Genomic DNA, 23,329 nt, shown 5'->3' on the forward strand with positions numbered 1-23,329 from the left:
AGCCGGACCGTGGTGTCGCTTCCGCATTCTGACTTTCAGTGATTTCCGTTTGGCTGTTTAAACAACAGCTCAGATAGTCAGGTGTGGGGAGAGTCCGGCTGAAAATTGCCGACGTGTTTCCGTAAGGCCGGGGGAACCCGCAGGGATGCGGGTTCAGGGCGCGTTTTACAGGGACGTTACCTCGCGCCCGACCCGGTAGCCTGGAGGAATAAACGGAGGGGGACCGCGAAGCGGCAATTTTCCTGCCGGGAGCCGGGATTGTTAAGGGAGCGGCGATAGCTCCCTTAACCCGTTCACGGGGCATGAAATACCAGAGAAGCGAAGAACATGAAGTGAACGGAACCCCGTTTCGGAGTCAAAAATTTCCCCAAAAAACGCATGACGTCTCAGAGCGTACTACTATCAGGCCTCCACCTGCTCTGTCCCCGTTTCGTGGACAACGTCTTCATTCATCTGCCCTTCGTCCTGCGCCAGCATCGCCGTGGCGATCCCGTTTCCTAATACGTTAATGGCAGAACGCCCCATATCGAGGAAGTGGTCGATACCCATCAGCAGCAAGATCCCGGCGACCGGAATATTAAAGCTTGGGATAGTCGCTGCCAGTACCACCAGCGCGGAGCGCGGTACGCCCGCGATCCCTTTTGACGCCAGCATCAGCGTCAGCATCAACACGCTAATCTCGGCAAAAGAGAGATGAATATTGTAGGCCTGGGCGATAAACATTGAGGCAAATGAGCAGTACACCATCGAGCCGACCAGGTTGAAGGAGTAACCAATGGGCAGAACAAACGACACAATATTGCGCGAACAGCCGAATTTGGTCAGTTGTTCGAGGGTCTTGGGGTAGGCTGCTTCCGAGCTACTGGTCGTAAACGCCACCAGCACAGGGTCCTTCAGCATGCTGAGCAGGCGAAACACCTCTTTTTTCAGCACCACGTAACCCACCGCCAACAACACCAGGCATGTCATCAGAATCGCGGCGTAATAGCCGCCAATAAAGGAGGCGTAGTGAAGTAAAATACCCAGTCCCTCATTGGCGATAACCGAGGAAATGGCCGCAAAAATCGCCAGCGGCGCAACGTACATAACGTACCCCGTGACCTTCAACATAATGTGCGAAACCACATCCAGCGCGGCAACCAGCGGGGCGTTGAATTTTTCGCCGAGTGACGCGCCGCCAATACCGAAAAACAGCGAGAACACGACGATTTGCAAAATTTCATTGTCGGCCATTGCCCCTGCAATACTGGTTGGAATGGTATGAGACAAAAATCCTTTTAAGCTCATGCCACCCACCGCGAGACCGGTATCCACCGATTCCGTAGGGATCGCCAGATTTAACCCGCCTCCCGGTTGCTCAATCATCACGATAAAAAGCCCCACCAGAATGGACAGGACGGAAGAACTGATAAACCAGATCATGGCTTTTCCCCCCACACGGCCAATGGTGGCGGTTTCTCCCAAACGCATAATCCCAACGGTCAACGTGCTGAACACCAGCGGCGCAATCACCATCTTGATAAGCCTGAGGAAGATATCGGTGAGGAGAGTAATATTGTCAGACCATGCGGCAATGGTTTCCTGGCTGGTGTATGAATGAATCGCCGCTCCTGACAGAATGCCAGCCAGCATGAAGATCACGATAAATAACGTGAGTTTGTTTGCATTTGCCACTAAAAAGCTCCCAGCTCGATTTAACATTTTGTTTTCAGTGACGCATGTATTTTATTTATTTAGAGGCACTGAATTATTCATTAGCTAAATTGGCGTAAAGCGAGGGGGGATACAACTATTTTTTATTCTTTATCCATTTTGTTGCGTTCTTTTGGACGTGATTATGTGATCTTGATCGCATAAGAGTGAATATATCCTCCTGATACCGCATTTTTCATTTTTCGATTAAATGTTAATTTTTTGATAATTATGATGTTTTTATGTCAATAAGTCATAAGTATGGCAATGCGTTGCGCTGGTGGTTGATTTCTCATACATAAACTAAATTTCTGTTTATCAGCTCGTTAGATCTTTTCTGCGTCTTCTGTTCCTGCCCCAATCTGATGGGAGGAGCATTAAGAGTGGCGATTTCTGGAGGGAAGTGATGAACAACATGTCTCTGCTGCTGGGCACCGCGTGCGTGTTTCTGTTGCCTGTGCCTTCCGTTCTTGCGCTCTCAAGCAACGGGACAATCGGTGCGACGCTGACGCTGACCAACGGCTGCTTAATCAACGGTTCGCCCAGCCAGAACGGGATTAATTTCGGTACGCTTGATTTTGGCGCGCATCCGGCGACATTTTCAGAATTGACGACGCAGTTAACCGGCGCGGGAGGAGGCAACAGCTTTGGTATTCAGTGCACCACGACGGATTACACAGTACAAATCACCGGCAACACGAATGCTTCCGCGCCGGGGAATGTGGTGGGAACGCCGGGTACGCCCGCCCGTTATCTCATCAACACGGCAGACACGACGCAGGGCGTTGCTTACAGCCTGTACAGCGACAGCGGATTCAGTAACGTCATCGACAACAATACCCCCATCCCGAAGACATCGACCACGGCGGGTGTCGATAACTACACCCTGTATGGTCGCATTCAGGGCGGCGGCAACAGCGTTTCTGTCGTGCCAGGAACCTATACCGATACCATCAATGTCAGCGTAATTTACTGATAACACAAAAATGAGCTGTTCATACGCGCACTTCTGTATCGGGAGCGGGGCGTCGTTACGCCTGGTGCTGGGGCTGGTGGCCAGTATGTGGGGGGCGGCACAGGCCGTCACGACCCAGTCTTTTCAGCTTAGTGCCACCGTCACGCCAGGATGTTCCATTATCACCGGCAGCGGCGGGGTGCTGGGAACACTCGATTTTGGTCGCTACAGCGGGGTAGAAACGCGGCAGGTGAATACCCGCTTTGTGCCGAATGCCGCGCTCTCTCTGGCCTGTACGCCGGGAGTATCGCTCAGTATGAGCATCGATGGAGGACGCCATTTTGCGTCAGTGCGAAATATGCAGCGTTCAGAAGACACCCAGCGTGTGGCCTATCGTCTCTACAGCGCAGCTTCTCTGGGGGCGAACAGCGAAATTGGTGTTAATCAGCCGGTATCAGTGGTTTACAGCGACAGCAACAATATTGCGCTGCCGCTGTTTGGCGTTGCATTTCTGACCGGATTCAGCCCGGTGGGAAACTATTCAGATCAACTTACCGTGACCCTGTCGTGGTAGTAAGGGAGTGATGTGATGAAGATGCGTCTGAATCTGGGACGGCTGTTTACCTTGTCGGCGATGCTGCTGGCTCAGGGGGCGCACAGCGCAGGAACGATTTTACTCTGGCCAATCGATCCCTGGCTTGCCGCTGACAGTCAGGCTACCGAACTGTGGATCCAGAATCAGGGGGACTCAGCGATGACGATGCAGGTACGTATCGTGCGCTGGCGACAGGACGGAGGGTTCGAACGGTATCAGCAACAGCAGGATGTGGTTGCCCGCCCGCCCATTGTGCGTATTGAGAAAGGGAATAAACAACTCATCCGGCTGATTAAACAGACGACGGTTCCCGCCGGGGTTGAGCAGGCGTACCGAATTATTGTCGACGAGATCCCGCAGTCTGAAAGCGCCAGTACGCCGCAGATGGGACTCAACGTGCAGATGCGTTATTCACTGCCGCTCTTTGTTTACGGGCAGGGGGTCGCTACCTCGCCTGAAGGAGAACATCACGCGCGGGTGAATGTGCAGCAACTCAACTGGCGGGTAGTGCAGGAACAGGGCAAACCGCAGCTGGAAGTCCGTAATCAGAGCGATGTACACGTCCGGCTTAGCAAAGTGTCACTGCAACAAGATGGTGCGCGCTATACCGTGGCGGAGGGTCTGTTGGGTTATGTTCTGCCCGGCAGTTTTCGGCGCTGGCCGCTACCTGCAGGTGTTTCTCACCCTGCTGAGTTAACCTCGGCAGTCAACACGACGGGTGGTCAATGGCAGTCTGGTCCCGCCAACTGAGGGGGGTGGCGATGACCGTGCTATTGACCAGTACCTCGCTGTGCCGGGCGGAGTCGGGAGATGACGCACTGCCACCGCCGCCGGATGCCCGCGCGATGAATAGCGACGCGGTCTTCCATCTGGCGCTGATCGTTAATCACTACGATACACAACAGGTGGTGCCGGTAACCCTGCGACAGGGGGAATTTTATGTTGCCAGCGCAGATTTGCAGCGTGCCGGACTTCCGCCTGACAAACTTCCGCAAGGGGAAGTCAACACGTCGCGTTTAGCGCAGGTAAAAACCGAATACGATAGCAGCGATCAGCGCCTGTTACTGACGGTTCCTCGCGACTGGATGCCCCAACGGATTATGCATTTTGGCGGTGAGTCGGCGCAGAGTATGCCGCATCACGGACGTGGCGCGTTACTTAACTACGATTTTTACGCCAGCGATTCTCAGCATGACGGTGGACAGGTTTCGCTCTGGCATGAACTGCGCTTTTTTAATGATGCAGGAGCTTTCTCTTCGACAGGCTATGTGCGGCAGAATCTGGCGGGAAGCCACGATCAGCAGGAAGGTTATGTTCGTTATGACACTGTGTTTACGGCGACCAATGAAGAGGATGCCACCCAGTGGCGCTTCGGCGATGTGATAAGCGACGCCCTGAGCTGGAGCAACAGTGTGCGGGTGGGCGGTCTTTACTGGGGACGTGATTTTTCGCTACGTCCCGACCTTGTGACCTGGCCGCTGCCGGAATTCTCCGGTGAAGCGGCTGTTCCGACATCGGTAGACCTGTTCATTGATGGATATCGGGCAGGGTCGACAAATCTCCAGCCGGGGCCATTTACACTCACCAATTTGCCCTACATTAATGGCGCGGGCGATGCGGTCCTGGTCACGCGTGATGCGTTGGGCAGGCAGGTGAGCACGACATTACCGTTTTACGTTGCCAGTGAACTGCTAAAACCCTGTATGAGTGATGGGGCGGCGACGTTAGGGAGCCTGCGGCGCAACTACGGTATCGACAATGCTGACTACGGTCCGGCGGTGGGGAGCGCGACGTACCGCTATGGCGTCAGCGATTTTCTCACGCTGGAAGGACACGGGGAAGCGGCAGAGGAACTGGCGCTGGCAGGCGCAGGAGCGCTGGTCAAACTGGGGCGTTTCGGTGTGGTGAATGGCGCATGGACGCAAAGCCACATGCGGGAGAAAAGCGGTCATCAGGTGAATTGGGGGTATCAGTACAGTACCGCAGCGTTCAGTCTTGCGACACAACATGCCCGACGTGAACGGGGGTTTGGCAATCTGGCACTCTACGATCAACCTGAAACTACGGATGACGACAATCAACCGCTGGCGTCACTGAGTCAGCGCAGCGATCAGTACTCGCTCACCTTCAATATGGGGACATTCGGTAATATCGGGGCGGCATGGATCGATATACGTAGCGTTGACGCGCAAAAAACACAATTGCTCAACCTCTCCTGGAGTCGGAATTTGTGGGGGAGCAGCAGCCTTTATCTTGCCGCCAGCCGGGATCAACAACAGGGTGACTGGACGCTGGCAATGTCGGTGCAAATCCCGTTGGGTGAACGTGACGGCGCCGCTTTCAGCATGGAGAAAACGCCAGATGCGGGGCAAACGCAACGCGTTAACTACACCCATTCGATGCCGACTGACGGCGGGTTTAGCTGGAACCTGGCATGGGCGCGACAATCGCAAGACAGCGACTACCAGCAGGCGACACTGGGCTGGCGGAATAACAATGTCGAGCTACAGGGCGGAACCTACGGCGAGAGTGATGACATGACCTGGTGGGGCGAAGCAATGGGTTCCCTGGTGCTGATGGATAATCAACTGTTTGCCGCCAACAAGATCAACGATGCTTTTGTGGTGGTCAGCACTGACGGCCGTGCCGATGTTCCGGTCAATTATGAAAATCAGCCCATCGGAAAAACCAACGAAAAGGGGTATTTGCTGATCAGCAGCGTTTCGGCCTATTACCCGGCGAATTACAGCATCAATACGTTAAATTTACCGGCGGATATTCGGCTGAAGGACACCGAACGCAGGGTAGCGTTACGGCGTCAAAGCGGCTATCTGGTGGATTTCCCGATGGAGCAGGAGCGGGTGGCCAGCGTTATTCTGCATGATGAAAACGATAAACCCTTGCCGGTTGCAAGCCAGGTCATGCGATCACAACAAAAACCTGCCGTGATGGGGTATGACGGCATCGTCTGGCTGGAGAATGTAGAGAACGTCACTGTCTTGCAGGCAACAACACCGGACGGCAGGCATTGTCAGGCGACGCTTACGCTGGTCGCGAATCCTCAGCATAAACTGCAAACCTATGGCCCGCTCATTTGCCGGAGTCACTCCGAGTGATCGTCCGGGGAGGGGGGGTGCTTGCGTTGCTGATGATAACGTCGGGCGTTCAGGCCGCGTGTTCAGTTGCGACGACCAGCGGCGCGTTAGGCAGTGTTTCCTCTTTTACCGTGAACACGTCCGAACAAAAGAGTAGCGCCGATCTGTTGGTGCAATGCGATGTGGTGCTCGGATTGCTCAACAATGACACGGTCAAGCTGACCTACACGGGAGCCTCTGCCACGGTCAACAATCGGGGGGCTTTAAAGCGCGTGGATAACGCTACTGTGGCGGATGCCATTCCGGTTCGACTGTGTGGCCAGGCCGGTTGCGCCAATAACAGTGAAATCGCCATCAACGGCACCTACACGTGGAGCGGAACTACGCTGCTGGCGTTATTGGGTTCAAAGCGCTTTACCTTGCCGCTCTATTTTCACACCCTAACGGGGCAAAACGTCAGCGCAGGACCGTACCAGCTCATCTTCAATTTCAACGTTTACTACAATATTTGCCAGGTTGGCGCGCTGGGGGCGTGTATTACGAATCAAACCAACACGGTGGCAACCACGTTACAACTGACCCTGACGGTCACCAACGACTGCATCACCATCACCGCGCCCAACGTCAATTTTGGCAGCGCGCCGCTGGTGAAAAACTTCCCCGCGATCGCCCAGTCCGTTTCAGTCACTTGCACCAAAGGCAGCACCTACAGCGTTGGTATCAATAATGGCAGTAACGCGAGTGGGAATGTCAGAAATATGGCGAGCGGCGGTAATCGATTGAGTTATGAGATATACAAAGGCAGTACGACGGAACGATGGGGAAGCAGTGGGACGGAGCGCTGGGCCAGTAGCGCCTCTTCCTCACTGAGTTCCGACGGGTTACTGCGCACTTACGACTACACGGCCAAAATTCTGAATACGCAAACGACGCCGCCCGCAGGGACGTATACCGACACGGTTGTCGTCGATATTGCGTTCTAGTCCCATTTTTTCCTTTTCGCAAATGTAAAGTTCTGCCCTGGGGTGCCGATAACGGAGATAACTCGTTTTCAGGAAGGTGCCTTATGTTTAACCGTATCCGCGTTGTCACAATGCTGATGATGGTGCTGGGGGTTTTCGCACTGCTACAGCTTGTTTCCGGTGGTCTGTTGTTTTCTTCATTGCAGCAGAACCAGCAAAGTTTTGTTATTTCTAACGATTTACGCCAACAGCAGAGTGAGCTTACCTCGACATGGGACTTAATGCTGCAAACGCGTATTAACCTGAGTCGCTCTGCCGCGCGCATGATGATGGACGCCAGTAACCAGCAGAGCAGCGCCAAAAGCGATCTGCTGAAGAATGCCAAAAACGTTCTGGACCAGGCGGCAGTGCATTACACCACATTCAAAAACATTACCCCCTTGCCTGACATGGCGGAGGCCAGCGGCAATGTGGATGAGAAATACCTGCAATACCATGCGGCGCTGGCAGAACTGATTCAGTTCCTGGAGCACGGCAATATGGACGCGTACTTTGCGCAACCTACCCAGGGGATGCAAAACGCGCTGGGCGAGGCGCTGGGCAAATATGCCAGCGTCAGCGAGAAACTGTACCGCCAGGCGTTCGACGAAAGCGCCCGTGATTATCACTTTGCGCAATGGCAGCTTGCCATTCTTGCGGTGGTACTGGTGCTGATTCTGGTGGTCGTCTGGTACGGTATTCGCCATACCTTACTGAATCCGCTTGCAAAAGTGATTAGCCACATTCGCGAAATTGCCAGTGGCGATTTGACGAAGACGTTAACCGTCGCCGGACGTAACGAAATTGGCGAACTGGCAGGCAGCGTTGATCACATGCAACGTTCGTTGATTGACACGGTGGCGCAGGTTCGCGAAGGTTCTGATGCCATTTATTCGGGCACCAGTGAGATCGCCACTGGCAACACCGATCTCTCTTCACGCACGGAGCAACAGGCTTCAGCGCTGGAGGAGACCGCCGCCAGCATGGAGCAACTCACTGCAACGGTGAAACAAAACGCCGACAACGCGCGTCAGGCGTCGCAGCTTGCGCAAAGCGCCTCTGATACGGCGCAGCACGGCGGCAAAGTGGTCGACGGCGTTGTGAAAACGATGCATGAGATTGCTGACAGCTCCAAGAAAATCGCCGACATCATCAGCGTCATTGACGGGATTGCCTTCCAGACCAACATCCTGGCGCTGAACGCCGCCGTGGAAGCGGCACGCGCCGGAGAGCAAGGACGCGGGTTTGCGGTGGTCGCCGGCGAGGTGCGAAATCTGGCCAGCCGAAGCGCGCAAGCGGCGAAAGAGATTAAAGCGTTGATTGAAGACTCTGTATCGCGGGTCGATACCGGCTCAGTGCTGGTGGAAAGTGCGGGTGAGACGATGAACGACATCGTCAATGCCGTGACACGTGTGACCGACATCATGGGGGAAATCGCCTCCGCGTCTGACGAGCAGAGCCGTGGTATCGATCAGGTGGCGCTGGCGGTGTCTGAAATGGATCGCGTTACACAGCAAAACGCCTCGCTGGTGCAGGAGTCTGCGGCGGCCGCTGCGGCACTCGAAGAACAGGCCAGTCGTTTAACTCAGGCTGTCTCGGCATTCCGACTGGCATCACGCCCCCTCGCAAACAAACCGCGTGAGGCGCATCGCCCAGACAATACGCCTCACAACACACAATCCCGTCCGCTGACAACGGCACCGGACAACAATTGGGAAACATTCTGACGGTCGTTTAAACCTGAAGTGCACGTCGTACCACAATAAGCATCGGCACCGTGATAAGCGGTGTCGGTTGCATTCTGAATGTGATTGAGAAGGCGCTATGACATCATCTCCGCCCACCGGGCAAACGTCATTACTGTTACAGATGACACAGCGCCTCGCGCTGTCTGACGCGCATTTTCGTCGGATATGTCAATTAATCTACCAGCGCGCGGGTATCGTGCTGGCGGATCACAAGCGGGATATGGTCTATAACCGCCTGGTCCGCCGTTTACGTACGCTGGGACTTGACGACTTTGGGCGCTATCTCAGCACGCTGGAGGCCAACCAAAACAGCGCCGAGTGGCAGGCATTCATTAACGCACTGACCACCAATCTGACCGCTTTCTTTCGTGAAGGTCATCATTTTCCTGTGTTGTCGGAACATGCGCGTCGTCGTAACGGCGAATATCGGGTATGGAGCGCGGCGGCTTCCACCGGAGAGGAACCTTACAGTATCGCCATTACTCTGGCGGATGCGCTTGGTACCGCGCCGGGACGCTGGAAAGTGTTTGCCAGCGATATTGACACCGAAGTGCTGGAAAAGGCGAGAAACGGGATTTATCGCCTTGATGAGCTGAAAACGCTCTCACCACAGCAGTTGCAGCGTTACTTCATGCGGGGAACGGGGCCCCACGAAGGGCTGGTTCGCGTTCGTCAGGAACTGGCCAATTACGTCGAGTTTTCCAGCGTCAATTTACTGGATAAGCAGTACCACGTGCCGGAACCGTTTGACGCCATATTTTGCCGTAACGTGATGATCTATTTTGATAAAACGACACAGCAGAACATTTTGCGTCGTTTTGTTCCACTCCTTAAACCTGACGGACTGCTGTTTGCCGGTCACTCAGAAAACTTTAGCCACCTCGTGCGCGATTTTAGCCTGCGTGGACAGACGGTGTATGCGCTAAGTAAGGATAAAGAATGAGTAAAATCAGGGTGTTGTCAGTTGATGATTCCGCGCTTATGCGCCAAATCATGACCGAGATTATTAACAGTCATAGCGATATGGAGATGGTGGCGACGGCGCCGGATCCGTTGGTGGCCCGGGATTTGATCAAAAAATATAACCCCGATGTTCTGACGCTGGATGTCGAAATGCCGCGGATGGACGGCCTTGATTTCCTTGAAAAATTGATGCGACTGCGGCCAATGCCGGTCGTGATGGTCTCTTCCCTGACTGGCAAAGGTTCTGAAGTGACCCTGCGAGCACTGGAGTTGGGGGCGATTGATTTTGTGACCAAACCGCAGCTCGGTATTCGTGAAGGCATGCTGGCTTACAGCGAGATGATTGCGGAAAAAGTGCGTACGGCGTCGCGTGCGCGTCTGGCCGCTCATAAACCAGTGGCGGCGCCTGTCACCCTGAAATCCGGACCGCTACTGAGTTCGGAAAAATTGATCGCCATTGGCGCATCAACCGGGGGAACCGAAGCGATACGCCATGTCCTGCAGCCGCTGCCGCTCTCAAGCCCAGCGGTGATTATCACGCAACATATGCCGCCAGGTTTTACCCGTTCCTTCGCTGAGCGCCTGAACAAACTGTGTCAGATAGCCGTGAAAGAAGCGGAAAACGGCGAGCGGGTATTACCCGGACACGCCTATATCGCGCCGGGAGATAAGCACATGGAGCTGGCGCGCAGCGGGGCGAACTATCAAATCAAAATTCACGACGGGCCGCCGGTTAATCGCCATCGCCCGTCGGTCGATGTGTTGTTTCATTCGGTTGCGAAGCACGCGGGGCGCAACGCCGTGGGGGTGATCCTCACGGGGATGGGCAACGATGGCGCGGCGGGGATGTTAGCGATGCACCAGGCGGGTGCCTGGACCATTGCGCAAAATGAAGCAAGTTGTGTGGTGTTCGGCATGCCGCGCGAGGCCATCAACATGGGGGGGGTGAGCGAAGTGGTCGATCTCAGCCAGGTAAGCCAGCAGATGCTGGCGAAAATCAGTGCCGGACAGGCAATACGTATTTGAATCGGGAGTATATTTTTATGGCGGATAAAGAGCTTAAGTTTTTGGTTGTGGATGACTTTTCCACCATGCGTCGCATTGTGCGCAACCTGCTAAAAGAGCTGGGTTTTAACAACGTCGAAGAGGCCGAGGACGGCGTCGACGCGTTGAATAAACTGCAGGCCGGTGGGTTTGGGTTTGTGATTTCTGACTGGAATATGCCCAACATGGACGGTCTTGAACTGCTGAAAACGATCCGTGCAGACGGCGGGATGTCCTCATTGCCGGTATTGATGGTGACGGCGGAAGCCAAGAAAGAGAACATTATTGCTGCGGCTCAGGCCGGGGCGAGCGGTTACGTGGTGAAGCCGTTCACTGCAGCGACGCTGGAAGAGAAACTCAACAAAATCTTTGAGAAACTGGGTATGTGAGGGTGTGACGATGATGCAACCATCAATCAAACCTGCGGATGATCACTCGGCAGGAGATATCATCGCGCGCATCGGCAGCCTGACCCGAATGTTACGCGACAGCCTGCGGGAACTGGGGCTGGATCAGGCCATTGCGGAAGCGGCGGAAGCGATTCCGGATGCGCGCGATCGTCTGGATTATGTCGTGCAGATGACGGCGCAGGCGGCAGAACGCGCGCTGAACAGCGTTGAAGCGTCTCAGCCTCACCAGGATGAAATGGAGAAAGGGGCGAAAGCGCTAAGCCAGCGTTGGGATGCGTGGTTTGAAAACCCTATCGAACTTGCTGACGCCCGTGAACTGGTCGTTGATACGCGAAAATACCTTGGCGATGTGCCGGGGCATACCAGTTTTACCAATGCGCAGTTACTCGACATCATGATGGCGCAGGATTTCCAGGACCTCACCGGTCAGGTAATCAAGCGCATGATGGATGTGATTCAGGAGATCGAGCGTCAACTGCTGATGGTCTTGCTGGAAAACATTCCGGAACAGGGCGCACGTCCGAAACGCGAAAACGAAAGCCTGCTGAATGGTCCGCAGGTTGACACCTCGAAGGCCGGCGTTGTGGCCAGCCAGGACCAGGTGGATGATCTGCTGGACAGTCTTGGCTTCTGATAACCAGTACCGCCCAGCGCAGGTCTACTGGGCGGTCACTCTGCTAGCGAAGATCCATTTTCACGGTGACGTTGCCCTCAAATTTACCCGGTTCCGGCCTTTTTGAGGTGGTGCTGACCGGGGCGGCTTTCATGATGATACTGCCGTTTCCCTGTTCGTCCATGGTCACGGGTAAGTCGAACGAGCCATCCAGAGTGATGTTATCGCTGTGTTGATCAAACATCCGCACGCCAATGTCATCCCGACCCTCCATTTTGGCTATCAGACTATTGCTGCCCGGCACGACCCCTTGATCGGCACTGAGTGTCAGTTTGATTTTCCCGGTGTTACTGGCCGCCGGGTCATCACAATGGTAAGAGATATTGACATCCTTTAGCGTATAACTTGCCGGTGGTTCACCCTGCGTAACGAACTGCGAGCTCACAATATTACCGAGTTCAACCTCAATGGTGCTGCCAGCGTTAATCGTACAACTGAGCGGGGCGCTGAATTTACCCACTAGCTTGAAGTCGGAGACTTGCTGCGTGTCGGTGACGGCGCAAAAGTTTCCGGTAGAAAGGCAGGAATAGTTTTGCGCGATAACTGTCAGTGGGATTATCTCTTCGCCTAAAATAGCCTGCTTAACGTAGAGCGTGATCATAACAACGTTCCACTTAAATTCTCGCTTAATGCTGCTTCCGCCAGCGGGACGCGTTGCATCACTGCATACATCGCTGGTTGCTTCAGTCGGTTTTATCGATTCATTGGTCTTCTTCATGCTTGCGAGCGGAGTGGGGTAGCTATCAATGTTGATTGGCGTGATGCCAGAACCATCAGGTGAGTTTATGGCATCACTGTAGGCGGTGACATCAATATCAAAATGATCGGTCAGGTAGCCATATCCATTTGTGCCCGCAGGCAGTGGGCTGCCCGCCGCAGTGAGTTCATAGACGTAACCGCTTGAGGTGGTGCTCATCCCTTTCGGACAGGCACAGTTGGCGACCATCGATGGCCCCGCGGCAACAAAATGGTAATCCGGGTTGCTAATAACTTGGCCTGCCTGATTATTTTCAGTGGGGATCTCGGTATTAATGGTGGTGATGTAATCCACCGGTGGCGGGAAGCAGTCAGTAAGTATGACAGTGGCGGCCTGAGCGATGGACGATAAGGTTAGAAGTACTACGGCGAGGGCGGATTTAACCCCGATGCTGTAGCGCTGTTTATTTTGCATGATGTATCTCCGGCTTGCAGAGTGCACTGGCCTGGCGGATACCACCGGGGGCCGTGTCAGATGAAGATGAGAGCGTGACGTCAGCATGGCAGCGCTGTTCTGCTGCGTTTCCCCATGTCACTGTCAGAGGGATAGTTTCGCCAACACCGGCGAGATACAGCACGCCGTGATCGTCGACAATGCCGTTGACAGAGAGGTCATCAACGGTGGCGATGGCGCCAAAGGGAATAGCCCGGCCATCAGGACGGGTAAGAGACAGCAGAACCCGGTAACCGATATGGGCCGAAAATTGCGTGCTGACAGCGGCGTTGCGACTGGGTATCACGGTCATCGCGGTGGCATCCGTATCCACATCAGACGGCAAACTGGTGGTATCAATACGGACCACGTTTTCCTGATAAGGTGTTAGTGACGGGATGATCGCGTTGCCAAAGAGATCGGTTTGCACACCGCGTTGGTTGGTAAAACGTACGCCAGACGCGCCTTTGGCACTGACAATCGCGAATTGATCGCCTAAGGGTTGAGAAAGCGTGACGCCTGCCGAATGAGCCACGATCCCACCGCTAATCCCATAGCTCAGTTGCTGGGAGTTATCGGATGCATAAGCGTACCCGGCATTGAGATTGGCATATTGAGAACGATAGCTGCTATAGACGCTACTGCTGTCTTCGCTGTCATGATTAGTCCGGCTCTGCTGGAGTGAATAACTGAGTCTGTCATCGTCCAGCATCGTGCCGTTAAGCCCAACATTATGGGTGGTGTTCCCGTGCTTGCTGGTACTGAGATTGTAGCTGGCCCAGCTTTTAGATAACCATTGAGAGAGTGGAAGACTAAAACCCAACGATAGCATCTGATCGCTGGGTTCATCGCTGGTTTTGCTATAGGTATATGCCAGATTGACGCTGATACCGCCAATCATCCGATTAATACCCGACGAGATGCTTCGCTCTTTGCGGCTGGTTTGCCAGTAGTCCTGTTGATAGCCAGAAAGGTACACACTGCTGTCGAGCACCGTCTGGCTAAGATTAAGCTGGAGTCGGCTGCGCTTGTTGTAGTTGTAAGACCAGTCGCTATCGTTGGCCTCGTGCTTTTCGTTAGCATCGGCAAACGTGTAATAGCCGTCGGTCGAGTATCGGTAACTCGCCAGAGTGAGGTTAGTGCCTGTTGCTTCTATCTGTTTGGAATACATCAGTCGCCAGGACTGCCCGTCATGTTGTTCGTTATTATCCAGATGTGCGCGCGCCAGGGTTACATCGGTTGAGATGGCGCCCAGCTCACCTAACATCACCCCTGTGCCACCGTTCAACGCCTGGTAGTCTGGTGACGTGGTTAGGCCGCCGAAAAATGTCAGGAAGTTGTTCAGACCATAAATAATGCTGGCCTGAGCGAAAAGGGGTTCATTGGTTGCATGATTATCGTCCGCACGATAGCGGGCGACGGTCACTTCGTAGCGAATATTGCCTGGACGCTGCATGATGGCGACGCTTGAATAGGGCTGGGTGAAACGATGCTCGGTTCCGTCGGCTTCTTTAATCGTCACGTCCAGATCGCCACTATTGCTGGTGGAGTAGAGATCGGTAATTTCAAAAGGACCCGGTGCGACGTTGGCCTGATAGATAATATAGCCATTTTGCCGCACCGAAACTTCGGCATTAGAACTGGCGATGCCGCGAATAATCGGGGCAAACCCCCGCTGGTTATAGGGCAGCATTTGATCGTCAGACGCCACGTTGATGCCGCGGTATTGCAGGCTGTCAAAGACTTCGCCACGGGTGCTGTTTTCGCCTGCAATAAACTGAGCTTTTAAACAACGGATATCATGCTGGAGCCAGGTGTTAATGGTTTGCCAGGATTGCGACTCATCGGACTGGTTCCAGGTTGAATAGTTGCGTAACCGCCAGCCGCCGAGATTGGCGCCGCTGCGCAGGTTAAGGTATTGGCTGGCGCTGGTGCTCTGATCTCCACCACTACGCGCGGATCCAGAAAACGCATAGTTGGTAAAGAGCACCGGCACGCCGTCGTTCCACGATGACGCCGCAACCTCATCGCTATGATGCGCATCAATAGCCGCTTGCGGCATACTGATGCGCAACGTCATGGTATTAAAATCAAACGTGGCTGTTGCAAAGGGAATGTAATCGCCAAGTGGCTTTCCCAGCGGCTCATTGGCGGGCAACTGCGCCAGCTCAGGGTAAGCTTCGACACGAATTCCCCATTGCCGCAATTGTTCAGGGGTTAATTGCGGCTGTAATGCCCCCGTTTTATCATTGATATAAGTAATCGATTTATCGTCGATATACCGTTTATTCATTGCCACTTTGGTTCGATATGTGCCGGGCAACTGTCCGTTTTCTTTTGAAAACAACGAGAGATCAATATCCTGTTGCGATAGCCCGTCTCCCTCTAGTGATGACGGAGCAAAGTAAAACTCCCGCGCATTGACGTTGCAAACGACGATGAAGAGCAAACAACTCAAGCTTCGCATTACAGCATTGAATCGATGCAGAGGGTGAAATAGGGACAGGCGCAATCCATTAGCTGCCATTTAGCACCACTATTTTTGGGTTAAACTGGCAGTAAACTCAGCGGTTGCATTGCCATAATCGGTAATACAGCGCCAGGTCACCTTTGAACCATTTGCGGTATTAGGGAGGGGAAATGTTGTGCTGGTTTTCGGTGCAACCATATCGACGTCGGTTAGCGACTTACCGCTAATCCGCAGCGTATCGAAAACGCTGTAATAGTCGCCGTCATTGGCAATAAATACCTGTCTTTCATGTTGGCTAAAACGAAGATTTTTGCAGGCATCAATGGGCGTGCTTTTCAAGCCTTCAGGGCGCCAGAACAGTTTTATTCTGGTTTTGTAAATCAGGCGTAAGACATTTTTTTGATTATCGTCTTTCGAGATGGCGGGGATGGTGCGTATGTTCATATAAAATAAAGATTCACGATCGATGGGTAGTGTCTGCCCGGACCAGGTAATACGCAGGCTTTGTTCTTTTTGCGGATCGAGTCGAAAGAGCGGGGGGGTGACAATAAACGGCCCCCGGGTTTTTCCGTCTCCGGTATCCGTCCATGACTGAATAAGCCAGGGGAGTTCTTTTTCTGTATTGGTGAGCGCCAGCGCAACTTCTTTTTTGCTTGCATCATAAATAACACGCGTGCGCCCTACCTGGATCCCCGCAGCTTGGCCGAGAGTGGTAAAAGTATAAGTGGCAATACAAATGATGAGCAGAGGAAGGCGCATATAAAAACCTTTAATAAACGAGGGTGTCATATGAATATATCCAGCACAGTATTAAATTACATCATTGATAATGTGCTGGATAATATATTGAGTTCACTTATAAAGAATATTGATCTGTAATTCGGCATCGGCCGCACCTGCGGTTACGGTACCATAGGATTTATAACGAGCGTCAAAGGTCGCGCTAATAGTATCGGATGCATTCGTTGATAATGGGATATAAACTTGTCCTGGCGCCTCATCAAATGTGATAAGGGTCGTATCCTCATCTACTGGGCTGAGCACTACGCCCACTCCCCCAGCTGCGGTTGCAGGCCCGGTCGTTGATACCTGACTGACTTGCAATATGTTTGTAGAACCGCTGACTGTCGTTCCTTTAAATGTTAACTGAATACTGGAAAGCCCATCACTGCTTACCGGACACTCTTTAAGCGTAATTGTTAACGGTACAATATCAGACTCTTTTCCTGACGAAGAGAAATATGACGTAGGGTAAGTTCCCAGTGGCACGTTATAAGCTGTACCGCTATCGCCTACAATTACACAACTTGGCTCAATGATTTCTCCGGTAAAGTGGACTGTTCCGGCATTATTTTCTGCACCAACACCTCCCTGGGCAGCAAAGGCAGTTGATGTAAACAAAGTCATAAGCAAGCAAACAAAAATATTCTTTTCCACGCTTTTATTCTCCAGGTCGATAAAACTGGTATATATATTAAATAAAAATATGATTTTGTGATGTTATGTTTAAACGGTAGTGCCAGTATACACAGATTTTTTTTATTCGGAAGTCATGTTGTTTTTTCATGGAGCAAGCTCGTGGTTTTTTGATATTTTTATTTATTCTTAATTTGTATATGTCTCGGCGGATTTATTTTTGACCTAGTGAAATAAAAAGGGTTTTAAGTTGCGTATGAATTCTGTTGCAGTTGGATCGGGAGTTTGTGTTTTCATTGTTATTGCGGTTCTCTCATGTTTTATCGATTTGTGAATGAGTGTTTTTTATTTTTATAAATATAGGTGTAAGCATATTTATTTTTTATAAATAAGCGTTGGCCATTAAGGGGGATGTTCCGTAATAACGTCTCAACGGCATGCTGAAAATCTCGCCTTAAACGTAAATCAATGGCTTAAAAAGCGCTGTTTACGGGGCCTTTTCGCGCCATTGGCCGAAAGGGCGTTCTGTCATCATTACACAGAGACAACCTGGCGTGAGCGCGTGCTATGGCAGACGAAAGCGATAACGACGACAAAACAGAAGCCCCCACACCCCACCGACTCGAAAAAGCGCGGGAAGAAGGGCAGATTCCCCGATCCAAAGAACTTACCTCACTGCTGATTTTGCTGGTGGGTGTTTGCATTATCTGGATAGGCGGCGAATCGCTGGCGGGACGTTTATCAAACATGCTTTCGGCGGGATTACGTTTCGATCACGGCATGGTGAACGACCCCAATTTGATACTCGGGCAAATTATTCTGCTGATCAAAGAGGCAATGTGGGCGTTGTTGCCGCTGATCACCGGCGTGGTGCTGGTGGCGCTTATCTCCCCGGTGATGCTGGGGGGACTGGTTTTTAGCGGTAAATCCCTACAACCCAAGTTCTCAAAATTGAACCCATTGCCAGGTATCAAACGCATGTTCTCCGCACAGACCGGGGCAGAACTGCTGAAAGCGATACTCAAATCAACCCTGGTGGGCAGCGTGACGGGGTTTTATCTCTGGCACAACTGGCCGGAGATGATGCGTTTGATGGCTGAGTCGCCGGTGACGGCAATGGGCAACGCGCTGGATCTCGTCGGGCTCTGCGCGCTGCTGGTCGTACTGGGGGTGATTCCGATGGTGGGTTTTGACGTTTTCTTCCAGATTTTCAGCCACCTGAAAAAGTTACGTATGTCGCGCCAGGATATTCGCGATGAGTTCAAACAAAGCGAAGGCGATCCGCATGTTAAAGGACGCATTCGCCAAATGCAGCGTGCGGCTGCGCGTCGCCGCATGATGGACGATGTGCCGAAAGCCGACGTCATTGTTACCAACCCTACGCACTACTCGGTGGCGCTGCAGTACGACGAAAACAAAATGACTGCGCCCAAAGTGGTCGCCAAAGGGGCGGGGCTGGTGGCGCTGCGCATTCGTGAGATAGGCGCGGAACATCGCGTGCCGACGCTGGAAGCACCGCCGCTGGCGCGTGCGTTGTATCGTCATGCTGAAATTGGTCAGCAAATCCCCGGGCAACTGTATGCCGCTGTGGCGGAAGTCCTGGCGTGGGTCTGGCAGCTTAAACGCTGGCGCCTTGCCGGTGGGCAGCGTCCGCCACAACCTGAAAATCTACCGGTGCCTGACGCACTGGATTTTATGAACGAGAAGAATACCGATGGCTAATCTGGTTGCGATGCTGCGCCTGCCCAACACTATGAAGTCCACCCAATGGCAAATTCTTGCCGGGCCAATCCTCATCCTGCTGATTTTGTCGATGATGGTGCTGCCGCTGCCTGCGTTTATCCTCGACCTGCTGTTCACCTTTAATATCGCGCTGTCGATCATGGTGCTGCTGGTGGCGATGTTCACCCAACGTACGCTGGAATTTGCCGCTTTCCCGACCATATTGCTGTTTACCACGCTGTTGCGCCTGGCGTTGAACGTGGCGTCAACACGTATCATTCTGATGGAAGGGCATACCGGTGCGGCGGCGGCAGGCAAGGTCGTTGAAGCCTTCGGTCACTTTCTGGTGGGCGGCAACTTCGCCATTGGTATTGTGGTGTTTGTGATTCTGGTCATCATCAACTTTATGGTTATCACCAAAGGGGCAGGGCGTATCGCTGAAGTTGGCGCGCGCTTTGTGCTGGATGGGATGCCCGGCAAGCAGATGGCGATTGATGCCGACTTAAATGCCGGGTTGATCGGAGAAGATGAAGCGAAAAAACGGCGCACGGAAGTGACCCAGGAAGCCGATTTTTACGGTTCGATGGACGGTGCGAGTAAATTCGTTCGTGGTGATGCCATCGCCGGTATTTTGATTATGGTTATCAATGTGGTTGGGGGACTGCTGGTAGGGGTTCTGCAACACGGAATGAGCATGGGGCACGCGGCGGAAAGTTATACCCTGCTGACCATTGGCGACGGTCTGGTCGCGCAAATCCCGGCGCTGGTGATTTCAACGGCGGCGGGCGTCATTGTGACCCGCGTCAGTACGGACCAGGATGTTGGCGAACAGATGGTCGGCCAGTTGTTCAGCAACCCCCGCGTCATGCTGCTCAGTGCGGCGGTGCTGGGGCTGCTGGGGCTGGTGCCCGGGATGCCGAATCTGGTTTTCCTGATGTTTACTGCGGCATTACTGGGTCTTGCCTGGTGGATGCGGGGGCGGGAGCAAGCAGCCCCCGCAGAACCGCAGCCCGTGAAGATGCCGGAAAACAATTCTGTGGTGGAAGCCACCTGGAATGATGTCCAGCTCGAAGATTCCCTGGGCATGGAGGTCGGCTATCGGCTGATCCCGATGGTTGATTTTCAACAGGATGGGGAACTGCTCGGACGAATTCGCAGTATCCGCAAAAAGTTTGCCCAGGAGATGGGATTCCTGCCGCCAGTGGTACATATTCGCGACAATATGGATCTGCAGCCTGCGCGCTACCGTATTCTGATGAAAGGGGTAGAGATTGGCAGCGGCGATGCGTATCCGGGGCGCTGGTTGGCCATTAACCCAGGGACGGCGGCGGGGACGCTGCCGGGTGAACCGACGGTGGATCCCGCTTTTGGTCTGGAGGCTATCTGGATTGAAAGCGCGTTGAAAGAGCAGGCGCAAATTCAGGGATTTACGGTTGTGGAGGCGAGCACTGTCGTGGCAACGCACCTTAACCATCTGATTGGTCAGTTCGCGGCGGAACTGTTTGGCCGTCAGGAAGCGCAACAGCTACTGGATCGCGTCTCGCAGGAGATGCCTAAGCTGACAGAAGATCTGGTTCCTGGTGTGGTCACGCTCACCACGCTGCATAAAGTGCTGCAAAACTTGCTGGATGAGAAAGTGCCGATTCGCGATATGCGCACCATCATTGAAACGTTAGCTGAACACGCCCCGATACAGAGCGATGCGCAGGAACTCACTGCCGTGGTGCGTGTGGCGTTGGGACGTGCCATCACGCAACAATGGTTCCCAGGCAATGATGAAGTGCATGTTATTGGCCTTGATACCCCGCTTGAACGCTTGTTATTGCAGGCGTTACAGGGCGGTGGCGGACTTGAGCCCGGTCTGGCGGATCGTTTGCTGGCGCAGACGCAAGAAGCGCTGTCGCGCCAGGAAATGCTGGGCGCGCCACCGGTGCTGTTAGTGAATCATGCCCTGCGTCCGTTGCTGTCACGTTTTTTACGGCGTAGCTTGCCGCAACTGGTGGTGCTGTCGAATCTGGAGCTCTCGGACAACCGTCACATTCGCATGACAGCGACCATCGGAGGCAAGTAATGCGTAAATTACTCAGCGTGCTGTGCCTGATTCCTTGTATGGCGTTGGCTGCCGGAGAAGGGGCGTGGCAAGACAGCAGCACCGGTATTACCCTGAATTATCGTGGTGAGTCCGCATCTTCATCGCCGTTGTCCTCCCGACAACCGGTTTCCGGGTTAATGACTCTGGTGGCCTGGCGTTATACGTTGGACGGTCCGACGCCTGCGGGTCTGCTGGTGCGCCTGTGCTCGCAATCTCGCTGCGTGGAGCTAGAAGGGCAAAACGGAACCACACGCGGATTCGCCAACGTGCCCGCCATTGAACCGTTACGCTTTGTTTGGGAAGTACCGGGGGGAGGACGCCTGATCCCGGCGCTTAAGGTCCAGAGTAACCAGGTGATTGTTAACTACCGATAATGGCCAGCCGTCGCTATTTCAGGCGGTTGACAGGTAAAAATGTAAACCGCTTCGCAATTATAAGACCTTCTTTTTGATTCTGGAGAAACGCTGTTTTATAAATCGGTGACACGCGTTGCCGAACTCTTTGCGTTTCTGCCACCACACGAAATGCGGTGGCAGAAACAAAAAGGTATCACTTCCTGTAAGCTTCTATTGTAGCCGTGTATGAACGCCCCTGTCCTTTCACTCACTCCCCGGTTCGTCGGGTGGGGGAGTTCAGGACCCGCGTTGGCGATCTCTTCATTTTTTGCAGGGTTAACGGCAATGAATACACGTAAAATTGGGCTGGTGAATTATTTTGCATACGGTGCGGGCGACTTTTTAGGCGCCGGAACGACCGCGCTAACCGCTGCCTGGCTTCTTTACTTCTATACGACTTTTTGCGGGTTAACGCCGATTGAGGCTACGTTCATTTTTGCTGCGGCAAGGGTCCTTGATGCGGTTGTGAGCCCACTGATGGGCTTTTTAACCGATAACTTCGGTTCTACGTGGCTCGGCAAACGTTTTGGCCGTCGTAAGTTCTTTATTCTGCTCGGGATCCCTTGCGTATTCAGCTACTCACTGATGTGGGTTGGCGACATGACTTTCTGGTACTACCTGCTGACCTATCTGGTCTTTGATATCGTTTACACCATGATCCTGGTGCCATACGAGACGCTGGTGCCGGAAATGACCGATGACTTTAAGCAGAAAACCAAGTTCTCCGGGGCGCGCATTGCCATGGCGCAAATGTCCGCCATTCTGGCCTCCTTCCTGCCGGGCATTCTGCTGACGGCGTTTGGTAAAGACAACCCGATCTCCTTTTTCTACGCCAGTATGGTGTTCTCGGTACTGTGCGCGTTGATGCTGACGTTTGTCTGGTTCTTTACCTGGGAGCGTCCTCGTGAGGAGTGGACGGAAGCGGCTCTGCGTGCCGAGGAAGAGAAGAAGAACCTGAACTTCCGCCAGAGCATGAATCGTCTGTTCGTTGAACTGAGTTCGACGCTGCGTATCAAAATTTTCCGTCAGCATTTGGGGATGTACCTTGGTGGATACATCGCGCAGGACGTTTTCAACGCGGTCTTTACCTATTACGTGGTCTTCGTGCTGATGCAGGAAGCCTCAATGGCGTCGAATTTGCTGGGCACGATGGCGATTTTCCAGTTCATTGCGGTTATCGGGATGATCCCGCTGTGCATCCGTTTTGGACCTGCACCGTCTTACCGCATGGTGGTTGTCCTGTTTGGTCTGAGTTCGCTGTCGTATGCCGTTCTCTATTATGCCGGCATGAGCGATGTGTACACCCTGTTACTGCTGGTGTCTGCGATTGCGGGACTGGGACGTGGCGGTATCAACTATGTGCCCTGGAACACCTATACCTACATTGCCGATGTCGATGAAGTCATTACCGGACAGCGTCGCGAGGGGATCTTCGCAGGCATTATGACGCTGACCCGTAAAGCGTCCCAGGCGGGCGCGGTGATGCTGGTGGGGATTGTGATGCAACTGTCAGGCTTTGTGTCTGGGAAGAGCACGCAACCTGAAGCCGTTAGCCACACCATTCTGTTGATTCTGAGCTGCGGCACATTGCTGGTGCTGGCGGTAGGCTTCCTGGTTTCTTTGCGCTTCAAGCTGAATCTGCAAACACACAGTGTTCTGCGTGAAGAGACGGCCAAAATGCGGAACTCTGGCCGGGCAATGCCAGAAGAGATTACGCCGCAGGCGCGCGCTACTGTTGAGATGCTATCAGGTATGCCGTACGAATCACTTTGGGGTAACAACAATATTGGTTATCTGAACCGTAATAAACCGGCTGCGCCGTCTCTTAAGCAGGGCGCGGCAATGAATTCGACATTGCACAGAGGTTAA

19 protein-coding genes are annotated in these 23,329 nt (G+C 53.4%); 14 read left to right on the top strand and 5 right to left on the bottom strand.

Annotated elements, in window-relative coordinates; all coding sequences use genetic code 11:
* Positions 1 to 402: 402 nt before the first annotated feature.
* Positions 403 to 1,674 (bottom strand): cation:dicarboxylate symporter family transporter, encoded by a 1,272-nt coding sequence (locus tag CJP72_RS16685; protein ID WP_162382471.1) that lies wholly within the window; start codon positions 1,672 to 1,674, stop codon positions 403 to 405.
* A 433-nt stretch (positions 1,675 to 2,107) separates the two neighbouring features.
* On the opposite strand from CJP72_RS16685, the gene CJP72_RS16690 reads away from it, so the two are divergent.
* From CJP72_RS16690 to cheZ, 10 genes are all read left to right on the top strand, one after another.
* Entirely contained in the window at positions 2,108 to 2,668 is a 561-nt protein-coding gene (locus tag CJP72_RS16690; RefSeq protein WP_238340094.1) for a Csu type fimbrial protein, read from the top strand.
* Between the two features lie 85 nt (positions 2,669 to 2,753).
* Positions 2,754 to 3,221, top strand: coding sequence for a Csu type fimbrial protein (locus CJP72_RS16695; protein WP_238340095.1), 468 nt, complete (start codon positions 2,754 to 2,756; stop codon positions 3,219 to 3,221).
* Positions 3,222 to 3,236: 15 nt separating this feature from the next.
* Complete coding sequence (locus CJP72_RS16700; protein ID WP_162382474.1) at positions 3,237 to 3,992, top strand: fimbrial biogenesis chaperone; 756 nt, start codon at positions 3,237 to 3,239, stop codon at positions 3,990 to 3,992.
* Positions 3,968 to 6,358: a fimbria/pilus outer membrane usher protein gene (locus CJP72_RS16705; RefSeq protein WP_162382475.1), complete on the top strand. Its 2,391-nt coding sequence runs from the start codon at positions 3,968 to 3,970 to the stop codon at positions 6,356 to 6,358. The genes CJP72_RS16700 and CJP72_RS16705 overlap by 25 nt, the downstream gene beginning before the upstream one ends.
* 32 nt (positions 6,359 to 6,390) lie before the next feature.
* On the top strand, positions 6,391 to 7,320 hold the full coding sequence (locus tag CJP72_RS16710; protein WP_162382491.1) for a Csu type fimbrial protein: 930 nt from the start codon (positions 6,391 to 6,393) through the stop codon (positions 7,318 to 7,320).
* A gap of 83 nt (positions 7,321 to 7,403) precedes the next feature.
* On the top strand, positions 7,404 to 9,065 hold the full coding sequence (tar, locus tag CJP72_RS16715; RefSeq protein ID WP_162382476.1) for a methyl-accepting chemotaxis protein II: 1,662 nt from the start codon (positions 7,404 to 7,406) through the stop codon (positions 9,063 to 9,065).
* Between the two features lie 97 nt (positions 9,066 to 9,162).
* Positions 9,163 to 10,029, top strand: coding sequence for a protein-glutamate O-methyltransferase CheR (gene cheR, locus CJP72_RS16720; RefSeq protein WP_162382477.1), 867 nt, complete (start codon positions 9,163 to 9,165; stop codon positions 10,027 to 10,029).
* The gene (locus CJP72_RS16725) at positions 10,026 to 11,075 is read left to right on the top strand and encodes a protein-glutamate methylesterase/protein-glutamine glutaminase (protein WP_162382478.1); all 1,050 of its coding nucleotides are present in this window, start codon (positions 10,026 to 10,028) and stop codon (positions 11,073 to 11,075) included. The genes cheR and CJP72_RS16725 overlap by 4 nt, the downstream gene beginning before the upstream one ends.
* A gap of 17 nt (positions 11,076 to 11,092) precedes the next feature.
* Positions 11,093 to 11,482 carry a chemotaxis response regulator CheY gene (gene cheY, locus CJP72_RS16730; RefSeq protein ID WP_042307777.1) on the top strand — a complete coding sequence of 130 codons (390 nt, stop codon included), beginning with the start codon at positions 11,093 to 11,095 and terminating at the stop codon, positions 11,480 to 11,482.
* Positions 11,483 to 11,492: 10 nt separating this feature from the next.
* Positions 11,493 to 12,137: a protein phosphatase CheZ gene (gene cheZ, locus CJP72_RS16735; RefSeq protein ID WP_162382479.1), complete on the top strand. Its 645-nt coding sequence runs from the start codon at positions 11,493 to 11,495 to the stop codon at positions 12,135 to 12,137.
* A 43-nt stretch (positions 12,138 to 12,180) separates the two neighbouring features.
* Here cheZ and CJP72_RS16740 read toward each other — a convergent pair whose 3' ends face one another.
* From CJP72_RS16740 to CJP72_RS16755, 4 genes are all read right to left on the bottom strand, one after another.
* Positions 12,181 to 13,347 (bottom strand): fimbrial protein, encoded by a 1,167-nt coding sequence (locus CJP72_RS16740; protein ID WP_162382480.1) that lies wholly within the window; start codon positions 13,345 to 13,347, stop codon positions 12,181 to 12,183.
* Positions 13,337 to 15,892: a fimbria/pilus outer membrane usher protein gene (locus CJP72_RS16745; protein WP_162382481.1), complete on the bottom strand. Its 2,556-nt coding sequence runs from the start codon at positions 15,890 to 15,892 to the stop codon at positions 13,337 to 13,339. Before CJP72_RS16745 ends, CJP72_RS16740 begins: the two co-directional genes overlap by 11 nt.
* 9 nt (positions 15,893 to 15,901) lie before the next feature.
* On the bottom strand, positions 15,902 to 16,624 hold the full coding sequence (locus tag CJP72_RS16750; protein WP_342212327.1) for a fimbrial biogenesis chaperone: 723 nt from the start codon (positions 16,622 to 16,624) through the stop codon (positions 15,902 to 15,904).
* Between the two features lie 63 nt (positions 16,625 to 16,687).
* Entirely contained in the window at positions 16,688 to 17,272 is a 585-nt protein-coding gene (locus tag CJP72_RS16755; RefSeq protein ID WP_342212328.1) for a fimbrial protein, read from the bottom strand.
* Positions 17,273 to 17,818: 546 nt separating this feature from the next.
* On the opposite strand from CJP72_RS16755, the gene flhB reads away from it, so the two are divergent.
* The 4 genes from flhB to CJP72_RS16775 all read left to right on the top strand — a co-directional run bounded on the left by flhB (position 17,819) and on the right by CJP72_RS16775 (position 23,329).
* Positions 17,819 to 18,973: a flagellar biosynthesis protein FlhB gene (gene flhB, locus CJP72_RS16760; RefSeq protein WP_162382482.1), complete on the top strand. Its 1,155-nt coding sequence runs from the start codon at positions 17,819 to 17,821 to the stop codon at positions 18,971 to 18,973.
* Positions 18,966 to 21,044, top strand: a complete 2,079-nt coding sequence (flhA, locus tag CJP72_RS16765; protein ID WP_162382483.1) for a flagellar biosynthesis protein FlhA — start codon at positions 18,966 to 18,968, stop codon at positions 21,042 to 21,044. Before flhB ends, flhA begins: the two co-directional genes overlap by 8 nt.
* The gene (gene flhE / locus CJP72_RS16770) at positions 21,044 to 21,439 is read left to right on the top strand and encodes a flagellar protein FlhE (protein WP_162382484.1); all 396 of its coding nucleotides are present in this window, start codon (positions 21,044 to 21,046) and stop codon (positions 21,437 to 21,439) included. Before flhA ends, flhE begins: the two co-directional genes overlap by 1 nt.
* Before the next feature lie 306 nt (positions 21,440 to 21,745).
* Positions 21,746 to 23,329, top strand: coding sequence for an MFS transporter (locus tag CJP72_RS16775; RefSeq protein ID WP_162382485.1), 1,584 nt, complete (start codon positions 21,746 to 21,748; stop codon positions 23,327 to 23,329).

Origin of the sequence: Citrobacter sp. NCU1 (assembly GCF_010231475.1) — a bacterium.
Classification (GTDB): domain Bacteria; phylum Pseudomonadota; class Gammaproteobacteria; order Enterobacterales; family Enterobacteriaceae; genus Citrobacter_D.

Bases quoted from the DNA above. Each gene is read 5' to 3' on its own strand.
- CJP72_RS16690 (WP_238340094.1), top strand. From the start codon at position 2,108: ATGTCTCTGCTGCTGGGCACCGCGTGCGTGTTTCTGTTGCCTGTGCCT.
- CJP72_RS16695 (WP_238340095.1), top strand. From the start codon at position 2,754: ATGTGGGGGGCGGCACAGGCCGTCACGACCCAGTCTTTTCAGCTTAGT.
- CJP72_RS16700 (WP_162382474.1), top strand. From the start codon at position 3,237: ATGAAGATGCGTCTGAATCTGGGACGGCTGTTTACCTTGTCGGCGATG.
- CJP72_RS16705 (WP_162382475.1), top strand. From the start codon at position 3,968: ATGGCAGTCTGGTCCCGCCAACTGAGGGGGGTGGCGATGACCGTGCTA.
- CJP72_RS16710 (WP_162382491.1), top strand. From the start codon at position 6,391: ATGATAACGTCGGGCGTTCAGGCCGCGTGTTCAGTTGCGACGACCAGC.
- tar (WP_162382476.1), top strand. From the start codon at position 7,404: ATGTTTAACCGTATCCGCGTTGTCACAATGCTGATGATGGTGCTGGGG.
- cheR (WP_162382477.1), top strand. From the start codon at position 9,163: ATGACATCATCTCCGCCCACCGGGCAAACGTCATTACTGTTACAGATG.
- CJP72_RS16725 (WP_162382478.1), top strand. From the start codon at position 10,026: ATGAGTAAAATCAGGGTGTTGTCAGTTGATGATTCCGCGCTTATGCGC.
- cheY (WP_042307777.1), top strand. From the start codon at position 11,093: ATGGCGGATAAAGAGCTTAAGTTTTTGGTTGTGGATGACTTTTCCACC.
- cheZ (WP_162382479.1), top strand. From the start codon at position 11,493: ATGATGCAACCATCAATCAAACCTGCGGATGATCACTCGGCAGGAGAT.
- CJP72_RS16740 (WP_162382480.1), bottom strand. From the start codon at position 13,347: ATGCAAAATAAACAGCGCTACAGCATCGGGGTTAAATCCGCCCTCGCC.
- CJP72_RS16745 (WP_162382481.1), bottom strand. From the start codon at position 15,892: ATGGCAGCTAATGGATTGCGCCTGTCCCTATTTCACCCTCTGCATCGA.
- CJP72_RS16750 (WP_342212327.1), bottom strand. From the start codon at position 16,624: ATGACACCCTCGTTTATTAAAGGTTTTTATATGCGCCTTCCTCTGCTC.
- flhB (WP_162382482.1), top strand. From the start codon at position 17,819: ATGGCAGACGAAAGCGATAACGACGACAAAACAGAAGCCCCCACACCC.
- flhA (WP_162382483.1), top strand. From the start codon at position 18,966: ATGGCTAATCTGGTTGCGATGCTGCGCCTGCCCAACACTATGAAGTCC.
- flhE (WP_162382484.1), top strand. From the start codon at position 21,044: ATGCGTAAATTACTCAGCGTGCTGTGCCTGATTCCTTGTATGGCGTTG.
- CJP72_RS16775 (WP_162382485.1), top strand. From the start codon at position 21,746: ATGAATACACGTAAAATTGGGCTGGTGAATTATTTTGCATACGGTGCG.